The 15,546-nt window shown below is 61.1% G+C and carries 16 protein-coding genes; 9 read left to right on the forward strand and 7 right to left on the reverse strand.

Annotation, left to right across the window (positions count from 1 at the left end):
- Positions 1 to 5 precede the first annotated feature (5 nt).
- From LDN75_RS14275 to LDN75_RS14285, 3 genes are read right to left on the reverse strand one after another with little or no spacing between them, the layout of a single operon-like run.
- On the reverse strand, positions 6 to 461 hold the full coding sequence (locus LDN75_RS14275) for an Lrp/AsnC family transcriptional regulator (RefSeq protein ID WP_223932945.1): 456 nt from the start codon (positions 459 to 461) through the stop codon (positions 6 to 8).
- Positions 462 to 518: 57 nt separating this feature from the next.
- The gene (locus tag LDN75_RS14280) at positions 519 to 1,751 is read right to left on the reverse strand and encodes an MFS transporter (RefSeq protein WP_223932946.1); all 1,233 of its coding nucleotides are present in this window, start codon (positions 1,749 to 1,751) and stop codon (positions 519 to 521) included.
- Positions 1,748 to 2,635 carry a dihydrodipicolinate synthase family protein gene (locus LDN75_RS14285; RefSeq protein ID WP_223932947.1) on the reverse strand — a complete coding sequence of 296 codons (888 nt, stop codon included), beginning with the start codon at positions 2,633 to 2,635 and terminating at the stop codon, positions 1,748 to 1,750. Before LDN75_RS14285 ends, LDN75_RS14280 begins: the two co-directional genes overlap by 4 nt.
- A 123-nt stretch (positions 2,636 to 2,758) precedes the next feature.
- On the opposite strand from LDN75_RS14285, the gene LDN75_RS14290 reads away from it, so the two are divergent.
- Positions 2,759 to 4,156, forward strand: coding sequence for a PLP-dependent aminotransferase family protein (locus tag LDN75_RS14290; RefSeq protein ID WP_223932948.1), 1,398 nt, complete (start codon positions 2,759 to 2,761; stop codon positions 4,154 to 4,156).
- 44 nt (positions 4,157 to 4,200) lie between these two features.
- Here the strand turns inward: LDN75_RS14290 and LDN75_RS14295 are convergent, their stop codons facing one another.
- Positions 4,201 to 5,949 (reverse strand): pyruvate dehydrogenase, encoded by a 1,749-nt coding sequence (locus LDN75_RS14295; RefSeq protein WP_223932949.1) that lies wholly within the window; start codon positions 5,947 to 5,949, stop codon positions 4,201 to 4,203.
- Positions 5,950 to 6,051: 102 nt separating this feature from the next.
- Here LDN75_RS14295 and ligD point away from each other — a divergent pair, with 102 nt between their 5' ends.
- Positions 6,052 to 7,296, forward strand: a complete 1,245-nt coding sequence (gene ligD, locus LDN75_RS14300; protein WP_223932950.1) for a non-homologous end-joining DNA ligase — start codon at positions 6,052 to 6,054, stop codon at positions 7,294 to 7,296.
- A 52-nt stretch (positions 7,297 to 7,348) separates the two neighbouring features.
- On the opposite strand, the gene LDN75_RS14305 is transcribed toward ligD, so the two are convergent.
- Positions 7,349 to 7,726, reverse strand: coding sequence for a VOC family protein (locus LDN75_RS14305; protein WP_223932951.1), 378 nt, complete (start codon positions 7,724 to 7,726; stop codon positions 7,349 to 7,351).
- 131 nt (positions 7,727 to 7,857) lie between these two features.
- Here LDN75_RS14305 and LDN75_RS14310 point away from each other — a divergent pair, with 131 nt between their 5' ends.
- Positions 7,858 to 8,247, forward strand: coding sequence for a DUF3054 domain-containing protein (locus tag LDN75_RS14310; RefSeq protein ID WP_223932952.1), 390 nt, complete (start codon positions 7,858 to 7,860; stop codon positions 8,245 to 8,247).
- A gap of 72 nt (positions 8,248 to 8,319) precedes the next feature.
- On the forward strand, positions 8,320 to 8,598 hold the full coding sequence (locus LDN75_RS14315; RefSeq protein WP_223932953.1) for an Lrp/AsnC ligand binding domain-containing protein: 279 nt from the start codon (positions 8,320 to 8,322) through the stop codon (positions 8,596 to 8,598).
- A 15-nt stretch (positions 8,599 to 8,613) separates the two neighbouring features.
- Here LDN75_RS14315 and trpD read toward each other — a convergent pair whose 3' ends face one another.
- The gene (trpD, locus tag LDN75_RS14320) at positions 8,614 to 9,681 is read right to left on the reverse strand and encodes an anthranilate phosphoribosyltransferase (RefSeq protein ID WP_223932954.1); all 1,068 of its coding nucleotides are present in this window, start codon (positions 9,679 to 9,681) and stop codon (positions 8,614 to 8,616) included.
- Positions 9,682 to 9,793: 112 nt separating this feature from the next.
- Between trpD and LDN75_RS14325 the strand changes: the two genes are divergently transcribed.
- From LDN75_RS14325 to LDN75_RS14340, 4 genes are all read left to right on the forward strand, one after another.
- Positions 9,794 to 10,468, forward strand: coding sequence for a heme-copper oxidase subunit III (locus LDN75_RS14325; protein WP_223932955.1), 675 nt, complete (start codon positions 9,794 to 9,796; stop codon positions 10,466 to 10,468).
- A gap of 87 nt (positions 10,469 to 10,555) precedes the next feature.
- Positions 10,556 to 11,344, forward strand: coding sequence for a cytochrome c (locus LDN75_RS14330; protein ID WP_223932956.1), 789 nt, complete (start codon positions 10,556 to 10,558; stop codon positions 11,342 to 11,344).
- 99 nt (positions 11,345 to 11,443) lie between these two features.
- Positions 11,444 to 12,514: a Rieske 2Fe-2S domain-containing protein gene (locus LDN75_RS14335; RefSeq protein WP_223932957.1), complete on the forward strand. Its 1,071-nt coding sequence runs from the start codon at positions 11,444 to 11,446 to the stop codon at positions 12,512 to 12,514.
- Positions 12,492 to 14,165: a cytochrome bc complex cytochrome b subunit gene (locus LDN75_RS14340; RefSeq protein ID WP_223932958.1), complete on the forward strand. Its 1,674-nt coding sequence runs from the start codon at positions 12,492 to 12,494 to the stop codon at positions 14,163 to 14,165. Before LDN75_RS14335 ends, LDN75_RS14340 begins: the two co-directional genes overlap by 23 nt.
- A gap of 100 nt (positions 14,166 to 14,265) precedes the next feature.
- Here the strand turns inward: LDN75_RS14340 and LDN75_RS14345 are convergent, their stop codons facing one another.
- The gene (locus tag LDN75_RS14345) at positions 14,266 to 15,054 is read right to left on the reverse strand and encodes a GntR family transcriptional regulator (protein ID WP_223932959.1); all 789 of its coding nucleotides are present in this window, start codon (positions 15,052 to 15,054) and stop codon (positions 14,266 to 14,268) included.
- A gap of 165 nt (positions 15,055 to 15,219) precedes the next feature.
- Here LDN75_RS14345 and LDN75_RS14350 point away from each other — a divergent pair, with 165 nt between their 5' ends.
- Positions 15,220 to 15,513 carry an HPr family phosphocarrier protein gene (locus LDN75_RS14350; protein WP_223932960.1) on the forward strand — a complete coding sequence of 98 codons (294 nt, stop codon included), beginning with the start codon at positions 15,220 to 15,222 and terminating at the stop codon, positions 15,511 to 15,513.
- Positions 15,514 to 15,546: the final 33 nt, after the last annotated feature.

Consider the following 15,546-nt stretch of genomic DNA (forward strand, 5'->3'; position numbering starts at 1 on the left):
CTGCCTCAGCGAGGCGCCTGCCTGTCGATGACGGTGGAGAGGGACAAGGCGGTGGTGATATCGCGGACTCCGGGAAACTCCGAGACTTGCCGCCAGATTTCCTGGATTCTTGCGGCGTCGGGAGCCTCAACCCTAACGACGATATCCAGTTCGCCGCTGACTACATCGCAGGTGGCTATTTCAGGGATTGCCTTTAATCCGGCGATCACGTCGCCGCCCCGCATCCTGTCGTGCCGTTGGATCAAGAGCACCGCATTGACGGTGGGCGCCCCCTCTCCAGCTGATTCCTTGATGGTGTACCCGTGGATAAACCCGTCCCGTTCAAGCCGCTCAATCCGTTGCCGCACCGCGTTGCGTGAGAGCAACACCTTCTCGCCTAGCTGGGCAAGGCTGATGCGCGCATTACGCCTCAGCTGGGCCAGAATCTGCGCGTCGATCTCATCACGTGGACTCTTCGGCACGGACGCTCCTGTCTGGGGGATGTGGACACACAAAGATATCCCATTGCTCTGATGCTTCTAGCCTCGGCGCGTGGTGGACCTTTCACGACGGCGGTCAAGCAGGGAAGCGCCCACGGTCACAGCAACAAGGGCTGCCGCGAAAAGCAAGGGCAGCTGGGTCATGGGCAGGGCCATGGCCCCTGCCAACGCTGTGCCGGCAGAACCAGCAGTTATCTTCAAAGCACCGATCCAAACGAAGACCTGGCCGCGCGCGCCCGCTGGCGCATACTCGCTGCGCGCGGCCAATGTTGCGGCGAAAAAGAAGGAGTTGAGCATTCCGGCGAATGAGTACACAATCATCGCTACCGGGAACTGTCCGGCAAACGCCGCCCCACACAACGCCATCCCAACAGCAGCACCCAACCAGGTCATGAGGTGGTCCGCATCGCTCCGTAGCGGCCGGATCATGACGCCGGCAGATCCGAGGAGTCCGCCGAGACCATATACAGCGGTCAGGACGCCTGCAGCGGCTGGCTCCACCCGCATTCCTGCAGCCGAAGCCACCGCGCTGATGGGCAGCGCCGCGACCGATAGGGCGATGACGACCGTCATGTAGAGCGTGCGGCGCAAGGGTCCGGTTGAAAGCATCATCAGCAATGTACGGGCCGCGCGGGGCACCTCCGACGGGGCCGGCCCTGGAGGCGAAGGGGGCAAAACCCTGACGACGGCGGCGGCCACAAACGTCAATCCGGCAAGGATCAATGCCGCTACAGCCGGATTCGCCCAGGCCGAGACCGCTGCGACCAGAGTGGGCCCAATCGTTCCGCTGATGCCATACGTTGCTACATCCCATCCGTGTGCGCGTCGCTGGCTGGTTCTGCTTCCTCCGGCGATTGCCGAGAGCCGGCTACTGATGCCGCCGGTCAGTAGTGGACCGACCAGCCCGGATGCTATCAGCAGCAAACCCGGCACGATTGGCGGAGTCACCGGATACAGCAGGACAGCTGCGGCGAGGGTGGCACCGTGCATCAGGCACGCCCAAGCGATGACTGTCCTTCCGTCCCGGGCTGTGTCGAGGGTTCGGGCAACGAATGGACCGAAGAGGTGCGGGGCCGTGATGCATGCACCCAGTATTCCGGCCAGCCAACCGGGCGCCCCGCTGGTTGTCACCAGCAGGACAATGGCGACAACCGCGCCTCCGTCGGCGCTCCGGGCCAGGGTGGCTGCAACGACATAGCGGGCCAACCCGCTCCGCGATGTCTGCCCGCCGGTAGTTGCGCGGCTGCCTTTGCGCCCGTCGAGGAGGCTCATGCCTCCAAGCCACACTGACGGACGACCGCGGCAACCCTGTTCCTGCCCTCGCTATCCAAGCCTTGCAAGGGCAACGGCAAAGCTGAGGATGGAATGAGTCCCAGATCCTCAGCCAGTGCTGCCGTGACGCGGAGGCTGCCGTAGGTTCGGAACAGGGACCAGATAGGTTCCAGCGCGGCTGAAGCTGCGATCGCATCGTCCCTCCGACCAGCCAAAGCGTGATCAACGATTTCCCTGGCCTGGCGGGGAAGGATCCCGCCGATCACCGAGTACCAGAGATCGCAACCAGCAAGCAGTGCTTCGGCGGCAATCCAATCCCCGCTGATTCCCACAGATATTTGTTGGGGCAAAGCTGCACGGAGCTTGCCGAGCCTGGTGGCAATGTCAGTGGCAGATGGCGGCGGAATCTTGATGGATGCGATTCCTGGGATCCGGGCGATCCTGGCGTGCAGCTCGTCCGAGAACGTGAAGCCCGTGGTGACGGGGTTGTCATACACAATGACCGGGACGTATGACGCCGACGCAACGTCTTCAAACAGCCCAAAAACCTCTGCCTCCGAGAGGCGTTGGTAGGACACCGGGGCCAAGAGCAATGCCGAAGCGCCAGCGGTCTGTGCATCACCAGCAAGCAGGAGGACCTCGCGCGTGCGCACTGATCCCACGCCGGCCAGAATGGGCACTCCACGCGCAGCTTCCACGGACGCTTCAAGGACCATGCGCCGTTCTTCGCGGGAGAGGTAGGCGTAGTTTCCCGTCGAACCGAGGACACCGAGTGAATCCGCACCTGACTGTGCCGCGCGGGCCACCAGCCGGACCACGGCGTCCAGATCGACACGGTCGCCGCTCATAGGTGTCAGGGGGAATGCGCTAAGGCCGTTGAACACTTCAGTCCTGCTTTCTTGTGGCTGTGACCGGATGCGAACACAGCCATAGGTGACTGCATGTCTTATGCTGCCAATCACCTTGGTCCTACACTAGATCCAAGAATCAACAACTCCGGAGGTCCAATGAGCGAGGCCGAAATACCCATCGAGCTCGACAGGACAAGTCCGGCCTCCCTGTCCGCCCAAGTTGCAAGCCAGCTCCGCTCTGCCATCCTCAGCGGACTCCTGCAAGCCGAGCACACGCTTCCCGCTACGCGCCGGCTCGCGACGGAATTAGGGGTCTCCCGCGGCGTAGTGGTGCGCGCCTTCGAGCAACTCTCTGGAGAAGGTTTCCTGGAAAGCCTCGGTACTGGCGGGACCAAAGTGGCGGTGCGGCCGGACATTCAACAAGGCCCGATTGAGGAGAGGGCGAATAGCAGCACCCCTGTCCACGCCGAGGTGATTGACCTGACCCCCGGCCGCCCCTCGGGGTCGCCGTTCCAAGACAGGGAGTGGCGAAACGCGTGGAAAAGAGCTCTGGCGGAGCAAGGAAACACGCATCTGCCACCAGCCCTTGGAACGTTGGCCCTGCGGGAAGCCGTGGCCAGTCACCTCGCGGTCTCCAGGGGTCTGGCCGTAGAACCCGAGGACGTCATCATTACGGGAGGTACCAGTGATGCACTGCATCTGGTGGTAGCCATGCTTCGCGGCAGGAGGAACAATCCGCGCATCCTGGTCGAGGACCCCGGCTACCCCACGGCGCGTCGTGTCATGACCGCTGCCGGCGCCCAAATTCAGCTGCTTCCCGTGGACGAGGACGGTCTGAAGAGTTCCCAACTCGCCGGGCTCAAGGTCATTCCCGATGCTGTCCTCATCACACCAAGCCACCAGTACCCCCTGGGCGGCAGGATGGCAGTCCAGGAACGGCTTGGCCTTCTGAAATGGGCTGACCGCCATGGCGTGCTGGTGCTGGAGGATGACTACGACAGCGAATTCCGCCACAGCAGAATGCCCCTGCCGGCCATTGCGTCCCTGCCCGCACAGGCCGACGTCGTTCTTTTGGGAACGTTCTCCAAAAACCTGAGTCCTTGGCTGCGCTGCGGATACCTGGCAGTCCGGGGCGATGCCGGCCGACGCCTCAAGGCCGCGCGTGTTGCCCTGGACACTCCCGTGGCAGGGATCCTGCAGTCAGCACTTGCCTATTACCTTCAGGGCGGCGGCCTCTCCCGCCACATCGCCCGGGCCCGGCGGGAATATTCGCACCGCCGTTCCCTGCTCATTGAGCGCTTGGGCTCACGGACAGATGTGGAGCTTGCAGCCCTGGACGGCGGATTGCATGCAGTGATCCGCTTCGACCAGCCTGACGCGGCGGAGGTCGCTGCGAAAGCACTGGAACGTGGCGTGCGGGTCATCCCCCTGGCGGGATATTACGCCGAGCGCACGCCAGAGAACGGCTTGGTCATCGGGTACGGCGCCGTGACCGATCTCCAGCTGTCCAAGGCCCTCACCGTCCTTGGAACCCTGCTCAGCGAGCAGCCATAAGCGCATGTCACTGGCCCCAAAACAAGTGAGGTGTAAGGACGCATTTACCGCCGCGGAATGTTGCGCAGGTTGCTCCGGGCCATGCTCACAGCTTCACCAGCCCCGCGGTTCAAGACCACTTTGGACATGGCGGTTGCGAAGCCGATGACTTGTTGCCCGGAAATCTTCGGCGGGATGGACAACGCATTGGGATCGGTGATGAGCTCCACCAGCGAAGGACCGGGATGGGCGAACGCTTCCCGGTACGCCGCCTCAATCTTGGCTGGATCCGTGACCCGCACGGCATGGAAGCCCGAGGCCTTGGCAACGGCTGCGTAGTTGGCGTCCGGCACATCAACGCCGAAGTCGGGGAGCCCGTCCACCAACATCTCCAGCTTGACCATGCCCAACGTGGAGTTGTTGAAGACCACCACATTGACGGGGAGTTGATGTGCGGCCACCGTGATGAGCTCACCAAGCAACATGGACAGGCCCCCGTCACCCGAGACAGAAACCACCTGGCGCCCTGGATATGCAACCTGTGCACCTATCGCGTGAGGAAGGGCGTTGGCCATTGACCCGTGAAGGAAGGAACCAATCAGCCTTCGGGTGCCCAGTGGGTTGATGTAGCGCGCTGTCCATACATTGCACATTCCGGTATCCGCGGTGAAGATGGCATCATCGGCGGCTACTTGGTCCAGCAAGGAAGCCGCATACTCAGGATGAATGGGCTGCTTCTTTTCGACCTTCCTTGTGTACGCGCCCACGGCCTTGTTCATTAGGCGGTCGTGCTTCTTCAGCATCTGGTCCAGGAACCGGCGGCTCTTCTTCGGCTTCACCAACGGCAGAAGGGCGGCCAAGGTAGGCAGGACGTCGCCATGAACGGCAATGTCGACGTCGGTCCTCCTCCCCAGCCGCTGGGCGGCCCGGTCAACCTGGGCCGTCCGGGTGTCGGGCAGGAACTGGTCGTAGGGGAAATCGGTGCCCAGCAGGACCAGCAGGTCTGCGTCTTCGATGCCCTCCGCCGCAGCCCCGTAACCCAGGAGGCCGGTCATGCCGATGTCGAACGGGTTGTCGAACTGGACGAAGTCCTTACCTCGCAACGAATGGCCAATCGGAGCGTTGACCAGTTCTGCCAAAGCAATGAGCTCCCTGTGGGCCCCCTCGACGCCCGCCCCCGCGAAAATGGCGACCTTACCGGCGTCGTTAATCGCCTCAGCCAGTTCCTGGACGCTCGACTGGTCCGGGACCAGGCGGGCAGGCCGGAAAATGGCTGGCAACGGCGTCGGAGCGGTAGCCTCAAGTCCGGCGATGTCACCGGGAAGTGTCACGACGGCGACTCCCCCAAGGGCTACAGCGTTCTGGATGGCGCTGTGCATCACGCGAGGCGCCTGCTCGGCGGTGCTGACCAGTTCCGAATACACCGAGCATTCAGTGAAGATCCGGTCGGGATGTGTTTCCTGGAAGAATCCGCTGCCGATCTGCTTGCTGGGGATATGCGAGGCGATGGCAAGTACGGGCGCACCCGTGCGATTGGCGTCGTAGAGTCCGTTGATCAAGTGGAGGTTGCCAGGGCCGCACGAGCCGGCACAGACAGCAAGCTTGCCGGTCAGTTGCGCCTCAGCTGAAGCGGCAAAAGCGGCCGCCTCCTCATGGCGTACATGGATCCAATCGATGCCACCTTTGGCCGAACCTCCCGTTTGACGGACAGCGTCCACTATCGGATTGAGGCTGTCGCCGACGATTCCGTAGATCCGCTGCACCCCGGCAGCCTGGAGTTGTTCAATGAGCTGTGTAGCAAGTTCCTTGGCCATGGTGTGCAGACTCCCGCGATTGTGGTGGTGGGCTGACAGGGCAAATATAGTCGGCCTGGCCTTGGTCTGGCTGGGACAGCCGATCGTTGCTAGCGTGGCGGCATGAACCCGTCGAAGACTCCGGCAGAGATCCTGGACATAGGTGGGGCCGAGGTTCGCGTCTCGAATCCGGACAAAGTGGTTTTCCCCGAACCCGGACTGACCAAGCTGGACTTGGTCCGCTACTATCTCTCAGTTGCCGAAGGTGCGCTGCGGGGCGCGGGCGGCCGCCCCATGGTGCTCAAGCGCTTCCCCAAAGGCATCGAAGCCGAGCCGTTCTTTCAGAAGCGCGTTCCGGAAAACCACCCGGACTTCATTGATACCGCAACATTGCACTACTCGTCGGGGACGTCAGCAGAAGAGACTGTCATCCGGGACGCAGCCGGTTTAGCGTGGGTGGTGAATCTTGGCTGCCTCGATCTCAACCCCCACCCCGTGCGTGCCGAGGATCTGGATCATCCCGACGAACTCCGGATCGACCTCGATCCCATGCCCGGCGTTCACTGGTCACAGATCGTCGACGTCGCCTACGTCGCGCGCGAGGTGCTTGACGACGTCGGACTGGTGGGATGGCCGAAGACCAGCGGTTCACGCGGGCTCCACATCCTGGTGCGCATTGCCCCGGAATGGTCGTATAGCCAGCTGCGGCTCGCCGCCGAAACCCTTGCCCGTGAGGTGGAGAACCGGGCACCAGGGCTCGCCACCGCGCGGTGGTGGAAGGAAGAACGCGGCGAGAGCGTCTTCGTCGACTTCAACCAGAATGCCAAAGACCGGACCGTTGCATCGGCATACTCAATCAGGCCCCGGCCCGACGCCCGGGTCTCAACTCCCCTGACGTGGGCCGAGGTCACTTCCTCACGGCCTGAACTATTCACCGTCCTGACCGTGCCCGAGCGCTGCGCTGACCTGGGCGACCCCCACGCCGGCATCGATGATGCCATTGGCTCCCTCGACGGCCTCCTGGCTTTGGCAAAAGAACTGGGTCCCGCCGAGAAAGCACCTCGGGCTGGCGACGGCTCGGGCCGCCGGGTCTCGACGATGCCACTCATTGAGGTTGCCCGCACCAAGACCAAGCCTGAGGCGGTTGCTGCACTGGATGAGTGGAAGGCCAGGCATGCGGACGTTGTCGCGGGCCTTCACCCGGCGGATGTGCTCATCGATGGGATGCGCGGATCGAGTTCGCTCTGGTACAGGGTCCGGGTGAACCTGCAGCACATCGCCGAAGCCAAGCGTCCGCCACAGGAAGAGCTCATCGCCGACTATGACCCGTGGGCCGGCAAGGACTGGGCAGGGCGTCCGGGATCCTGATTTACGTTTGGCCGACGTCAATGCCTGTCCACTCATGACTGTTGGGGCAGAGTCAGTCGCCTGCTGTCCGGATACGGCTGACCAAGCCTACGGTGTTGGCCTCGCTGTCCTCAATGAATGCCATCCATTCCTCCGAATCTGCAGGTCCAAGGAGGTCGTCCTCATGGGTGAAGATCAGGTGTGGCTCCGAAACGATCCTGACACCTTTGCTGCGCAATGCCGCCACTGTTCCGTGAAGGTCTCCCACCTCGAAATAGAGAAGGGATGACGGCGCACCTTTCTCCAGCAGAAGCCGCACGCCGCCCACATCAAAGAAAAGCAGACCGGGAGGGTCATACAAGGCCTTGGGCTCGGTCCCCAGCAACGCGGCGTAAAAGGCAGCCGCCCTCTTCAGGTCTTCGGCATGCTGGGCTACCTGAACGAATCGCATCGTTTCCTCCTGAACTGGGCGCGTCTTTGGGTTACTGCCAGTCATCGTGGCCGCTCTCCAATCCAAGCGCAAGGGAGAAACTGCGCGCCGTCAACTTCGCGCCAGCACTGCAGCCCCGATACTGTCAGAACATGCCGTCATCGTTGAGATCCTGGATTCCTGCTGCCGCCGCAGACCTCGTGCTGATTCTTGTCTTCGCCGCGATCGGCCGCGACGCCCATGCCCGGGGAGACATCATCACCGGCGCATTCATCACCGCGTGGCCCTTTCTCGCAGGTGCCAGCGCAGCCTGGGTGGTCATGCGGGTTTGGCGTGCACCGTATGCCGTTTGGCCTTCGGGCGTGTGTGTCTGGATCGGTGCCGTCCTGATCGGCATGTTGCTCAGGGCCGTGACAGGTCAGACGGTGGTACTGCCGTTTGTCATCGTGGCACTTATCAGCCTGGGCATTTTCCTGCTCGGCTTCCGCGCCCTTCTCGCGTTAATTCTGCGTACGTCACGAAAGCAGCAACGCAAGGCCTGAACAGGTCCACGACATCTCCCATGCACTAGGCTGGAGAGCGTCCGCAACGATGCTTTTCCGGAAGGGCCCCACGTGATCACTGCTTTCGTCCTGATCAAGACCGATGCCTCGCGCATTCCGGAAACCGCCGAGCAGATTTCGGCCATCCAGGGCATCAGCGAGGTCTACTCCGTCACTGGAGAATGGGACCTGATTGCCGTGGCGAGAGTCTCAAAGCATGAAGACCTTGCGGACGTCATCGCTGATCGCTTGTCGAAGGTCGATTCGGTGGTCCACACCACTACGCACATAGCGTTCCGTGCCTACTCGCAGCACGACCTCGACGCCGCCTTTGCCCTGGGATTCGAATAGGGCCGGGACCCTGGGCTAGCCGTTCGAGGCCTGGCTGAGGGCAATCCACTTTGCCAGAACGCCGGCAGCCTTCCCTGAATCCACGGATTCCGCTGCCCGTGCGAACGCCAGTCGCATACGGTCCAAAAGGTCGCCTTCGGCGTTCAGATCAACGGACACCAAGCCAGCGGCAGCATTCAAGAGAACAGCATCGCGTACAGGACCTGTCTTGCCGTCAAGGACCTCGCGGACAACTACTGCATTTGCGGCGGCGTCGCCGCCTCGCAAATCGGCCACGGTGGATGGCTTGATACCAAGCTCCGCGGGTGAGAACACCTGCTCCGTGACAGTTCCGTTCCTGATCTCCCAGACGGTTGATGGTCCCGTGGGCGTCAATTCATCCAGCCCGTCGTCACCGCGGAACACCAGGCCGCGGCTGCCGCGCCGGGCAAGGACGCCGGCAACCAGGGGCGCCATCCGAGCGTTGGCGACACCAACAGCAGAAGCCTGCACATGGGCTGGATTGGTCATGGGGCCGAGGAAGTTAAAGGCCGTGGGTACTGCCAGTTCCCGGCGAGGTACTGCAGTGTGACGGAACGAGGGATGAAAAACCTGCGCAAAGCAGAATGTGATTCCTGCCTCCTCCGCGTTCCGCGCAACCTGGTCAATCGAAAGGTCCAAGCGGACACCCAGGGCTTCGAGCACATCAGCAGAACCGGAGGTGGACGACGCCGCACGGTTTCCGTGCTTGACAACTTTGGCACCGGCTCCGGCGGCAACAAGGGCTGCCATCGTGGAGATGTTGACAGTGTTCAGTCTGTCACCGCCCGTTCCCACGATGTCCAGCTTTTCACCCGAGATCTCTATCGGGTTGGCATTCTGAACCATGGCCTCCACGAGACCGGCCAGTTCTTCCACTGTTTCGCCCTTGGCGCGCAGGGCAACCAGGAAACCCGCGATCTGCGCAGGAGTCGCTTCGCCGGCCATGATCGTGTTCATGGCCCACTCAGTATTGCCCACTGCAAGGTCGTCGCCGTTGATCAGTGCTGAGATGAGCCCTGGCCAGGTATTGCTGGCTGCAGGTGCCGATGCCGGAGAAGTCACCCCTTGATGCTATCGACCGAGCTACACCGATGACCAATGTGAACCGGACCGGGAACTTTTCCGCGCGATTTCGCGTCTTTGTAGAAAAAGTCTCCCGAATCGGTGGTTTGCATTGGGAACTCTGGACTTTTACAGACATAATGTCCTTGTGACATCTGCGACCCATGCCCCCAGTACCCCGGCGCACCCGACGCTGAACCGCCCCAATCTGGTTTCTGTTGGAACCGTTGTTTGGCTGTCCAGTGAGTTGATGTTCTTCGCCGGCCTCTTTGCCATGTACTTCACCCTGCGTTCCACATCGGGATTGATGTGGGCCGAGGAGTCGGCCAAGCTCAACTTCCCGTTTGCGCTCGTCAACACCATCGTCCTTGTGGCCAGTTCCTTTACTTGCCAGATGGGCGTTTTCGCTGCTGAGCGGCTTGAACCGCGCCGCACCGGCGGACGCCTGCAGTTCACCCGCTGGGGCATGAGCGAATGGTTCGTTCTCACCTTCATCATGGGTGCCTTCTTCGTAGCCGGACAGACCACGGAATACGCCATGCTCGTCTCCGAGCATGTTTCCCTGTCATCCAATGCCTACGGTTCCGCCTTCTACATGACCACAGGCTTCCACGGCCTTCACGTCATCGGCGGTTTGATCGCGTTCCTGTTCATTATTGGCCGCGCGTTTGCAGCCAAGAAGTTTGGGCACTTTGAAGCGACATCCGCGATCGTCACCTCGTACTACTGGCACTTCGTTGACGTCGTCTGGATTGGCCTCTTCCTGGTCATCTACGTCCTCAAGTAGCCCGGCTTTGACTCTTTTTCTACAAGAGGCAGAATTTCAAGAAGCGGCTCGCGGAGCCGACGCAGGATCGAATAAAGGAACCACCACGTGAAGGCACTCTCGCAGAAGCGACGTCACCCACTGGCAGCCATTGCGCTGCTGCTGATGGGCCTCCTCCTCACTGGTGGGCTGTACGCCGTTGCCACATCTGTCAACCAGGCCAAAGCCGACACCACCAGCTACAGCGCAAGTGACGTAGAAGAAGGCGGCAAATTGTTTGCTGCCAACTGCGCCACCTGCCACGGCATGGGTGCAAGCGGATCCAAGGACGGCCCCTCGCTGGTCGGCGTAGGTGCCGCAGCAGTTGACTTCCAGGTTGGCACCGGACGCATGCCCATGCAGATGAATGGCCCACAGGCCCAGAAGAAGCCCGTCCAATTCAACGAAGAGCAGACCAGCCAGCTGTCCGCTTACGTTGCATCGCTCGGCGCAGGCCCTGCAATTCCGGAAGAACACCTCCTTGACGAAAAGGGAGATGCAGCCAACGGTGGCGAGCTCTTCCGAGTCAACTGCGCCATGTGCCACAACGCGGCAGCAGCCGGTGGCGCCCTGACCCGCGGCAAGTTCGCTCCGGCGCTGGCCGATGTCACTGGCAAGCACATCTACGAAGCCATGGCCACGGGTCCGCAGAACATGCCTGTGTTCAACGACTCGAACGTCTCCCCTGAAGGTAAGCGCGACATCATCACCTTCCTCAAGACCATCGAAGCCAACGGCTCGCCAGGCGGTGCCGATCTCGGCTCCCTTGGCCCCGTGTCAGAGGGTCTCTTCGTCTGGATTGCCGGATTGGGCGTCATCATCGCTTTCACCATCTGGCTGACGTCACGCACGTCATAGTCCGGACGAGACAACAAACTTCTGCTGCATGGTCAGCAGTTTCGAACTGAAAATTAACTCGGCTCAGGCCGAGACAACGAGAGAAGGATGAGGCGAATTATGGGCAACCATAGTGACGGCAGTCCGAACCACTCGGGCACCGTAGCTACGGCTGGTCAGAATGAGGTGGAGAAGTTCCAGGATCCTGGACTCCCTCCGCATCGTTTGCGCCTGGCTGACACGGACCCGGTAGCCGCAAAGCGAGCCGAACGTCAGGTAGCCATTTTGTTTGGCACCTCCGTCATTGGCACGCTGATCTTCCTGGTGGCGTACTTCGCCATCGATCTGGGCGACGATTCGACGATTGCAACCATCCGTACCCAAAACCTGCTCCTGGGCCTAGGTACGGCGTTCGCGATGCTTGGCATCGGCACCGGTATCGTGCACTGGGCCAAGGCCCTGATGCCCGATCACGAAGTGTCGGAAGAGCGCCACGCTATCCGTCATGAGGAAGATCGCCAGGCTGCCGTGCGTATCGTCGACGACATCGTCGAGGAAACCGGCATTAAGCGCCGCCCGCTGATCCGCAACACCCTTCTTGGCGCCGTTGCCCTTGCTCCGCTCCCTGCCCTCGCCATCTTCGGCGACTTGGGACCGCGTCCGGATGACAAGCTCGCACACACCATGTGGGCTCCCGAAGGCGGCAAGCTCAAGCGACTGACCCGCGACCCCGATGGCACTCCCATCAAGGCTTCGGATGTCACCATCGGCTCGGCTTTCCACGTCATTCCCGAGGGACTCAACGAACTTCACGAGGGCAAGCTGAACGAAAAGGCCAAGGCCGTCGTTCTGCTGATGCGCCTCGATCCGAACTCGCTGAACCCGTCCGAGGGCCGCGAGAACTGGAGCTACAACGGCATTGTTGCCTACTCCAAGATCTGCACGCACGTTGGTTGCCCGGTTGCTCTTTACGAGCAGCAGACACACCACCTCCTGTGCCCGTGCCACCAGTCCACGTTCGACCTCACGCAGGAATGCAAGGTCATCTTTGGACCGGCAAGCCGTCCGCTCCCCCAGCTGCCCATCGCAGTTGACGCAGAGGGCTACCTCGTCGCTACCAGCGACTTCAAAGAACCTGTAGGACCGAGTTACTGGGAGCGTGACGAGCATGAGCGCCTCATCAACAGCTGAAGCCCCCTTCGTAGCGAAGACCAAAGTTGGCCGTTTCACTGACTTCGTAGACGAGCGTGTAGGCGGCTCCGGCATCCTGCGCGAGTTCGGCCGCAAGGTCTTCCCTGACCACTGGTCATTCATGTTCGGTGAGGTGGCGCTGTACTCCTTCGTCATCCTCCTGATGTCGGGTACGTTCCTGACCTTCTTCTTCGACCCGTCCATGGCTGAAACCCACTACCAGGGTTCTTACACGCCGTTGTACAACGTCGAAATGTCGGTGGCTTACAGCTCATCCCTGAACATCTCCTTCGATGTTCGTGGTGGCCTCTTCATGCGCCAGGTGCACCACTGGGCGGCGCTGCTGTTCGTGGCTTCGCTTGGCGTCCACATGCTGCGCGTCTTCTTCACCGGCGCGTTCCGCAAGCCGCGTGAGATGAACTGGGTGGTGGGTGGCGTCCTGCTGATCCTGGCAATGGCTGCCGGCTTCACCGGCTACTCGCTCCCCGATGACCTGCTTTCCGGCAACGGTCTGCGCATCATCGATGGCGTTATCAAGTCCATCCCGGTCATTGGTACCTACATCTCGTTCTTCCTCTTCGGCGGAGAATTCCCGGGCACTGCGATCATTGGTCGCCTCTACGTGCTTCATATCCTTCTGGTCCCTGCCCTGATTCTGCTGATGATCGTTATTCACCTGTTCATGGTGGTTGTTCACAAGCACACGCAGTACCCCGGCCCAGGACGCAACGACGGCAACGTCGTCGGCTACCCCCTTGGCCCGGTTTACGCTGCCAAGGCTGGCGGGTTCTTCTTCATCGTCTTCGGCGTGCTGGCCCTCATGGCAGCTGCCTTTACGATCAACCCGATCTGGAACTACGGTCCCTACGACCCCTCCCCGGTTTCCGCAGGTACCCAGCCTGACTGGTACATCGGATTCGTTGACGGTGCACTTCGCCTCATGCCTGGTGTCGTCAACAACTTCCACTTTGAGTACATCGTCTTCGGACACACGCTGACCCTGAACGTCCTGCTCCCGGCACTGGTGCCCGCCGGCATCATCTTCACCGTGCTGTTCATGTACCCGTGGATTGAACGCTGGGTCACCAAGGACAACCGTGAGCACCACGTCCTTGACCGTCCCCGCAACGCACCTACCCGTACCGCGATCGGTGTTGCCGGTTTCACTTGGTACTGCGTCATGTGGGCTGCAGCAGGTTCGGACCTCATCGCAACGCATTTCCACGTATCCCTGAACGATGTCACGTACTGGCTGCGCACTCTGTTCTTCATTGGCCCTGTCATTGCTTTCATCGTGACCAAGCGAATCGCACTGGCTCTGCAGCGTAAGGACCGGGAGATCGCGCTCCACGGACGTGAGACCGGCCGCATCGTACGACTCCCCCACGGTGAGTTCATCGAAGTACACGCTCCGTTGGACGAGTACAAGCGCTACAAGCTCGTTGGGTTCGAATCTCCGGTTCCGTTGCCGGCCACGCCGAACGAACATGGTGTTGTGACCCGCAAGGAAAAGCGCCGTGCAGCGCTTTCCAAGTGGTTCTTCGAAGACCGTGTTGCTCCGGCGACGCCTGCGGAACTCGAAGCCGCCCACGCGCATGGCCACCACGAGGCCATCGAAGCTGGCGAAGACCAGAAGAGTCTTAGCCACTAGTTCCTGTTTGAAGACACGGAAGGGCCCGATCCATATGGATCGGGCCCTTCCGTGTTTTCACTTGCTACTTGTGAGTGGTCACTAGGGACCACTGCCTGCACTATTGAGTCCGGTAGCCGGAGGAATAGTTGCGTGTGGGCCGAACGCCTGGTCGCTGCAGCGGAACCCAGAGCTTATAGCGGTCTGCTCGATAGTACGAAACCGAGTAGTCCACCATTGCCCGGGCCACGAAGGCGTGACGCTGGATCTTCAGCAGGGGTGAGCCTACGTCCACGTTCAACAGCCTTGCAGTTGACGGGGAAGCGGCGGTGGCCTCGATCATGTCCTCCCCCCATTCCATGACCAGGCCATAGCGTTCGCTCAGGACGTTGTAGAGCGAAGTGGGCGGTGCCTCGTCCAATAGCCCAGGGACGCGGTGTGCCGGAATGAAGTTCTCGTCGACACTCATTGGTTCGTTGTCGGCCAACAGCAAGCGCCTGAAACGGACCAACGGCGTACCTTCTTCCAGCTGAAGCTCCCGCGCCAAAAAGGCGCTGGCAGCAATCTGTTCAAAGCTCAGCACTTTGGCAGCCGGGACCATCCCTCGGCGTTGCATCTCCTCGCTATAGGAGGTCAACTTCACTTGGAGGTCAAGCTTGGGCTTCTTCACGAACGTACCTAGTCCAACCACACGCTCGATGACTTCTTCACCCACCAGGGCGTCAATGGCCTGGCGTACGGTCATCCTGGCAAGGCCAAACCTTAACGAGAGATCCCGTTCGGACGGCAGCGAGGAACCAGGCGGACATGATTGGGCAATGAAACTCCTCAGTATCTCCCGGAGCTGGATATAAATGGGAGTGCTGCTGGTCCGGTCAATTTCACCGGCGATACTCGCGGCTTCAGGCATGACAAGTGCCCAACATCAAATGAATCATGCATTAAGGGTAGATCAGTCCGGGCACAGGTCTAGACCAGCTGCAGTGCGCGATATGGAGAGCTGGCCTGGAGGCGGCTACGCTTGTATGGATCAAATTTCACGGACGGCTATTCCGTCTTAGCAAAGGAGCTGGGCTTGCCGGAGCAGAAATCCTTCGTCGCAGCAGAAATTGGCTTGCATGCGCGTGCAGCAGCGGTATTTGTCCGGGCAGTAACCGAGACAGGCCTGCCCGTAACAATACGGAAGCAGGATGGCCTTCCGGTCGACGCACGCTCGCTTCTGGAAGTCATGACGGAAGATTTTGGCCACGGCTGCGAGGTGTTCCTTGAGGTGGCACTGGATGCCCTCCAGGAGGGCCAAAATGTCTCCGACGCCGACGATGCCCTCGTGGGACTTTCTGCTGTGCTGGAGGGCACTCAGGCCCCTTGAAACCCCAACCACGAGAACGGGCCCCACCAGAAG

The sequence above is a fragment of the Arthrobacter sp. StoSoilB5 genome (genome assembly GCF_019977235.1).
In the GTDB taxonomy this organism is placed as follows: domain Bacteria; phylum Actinomycetota; class Actinomycetes; order Actinomycetales; family Micrococcaceae; genus Arthrobacter.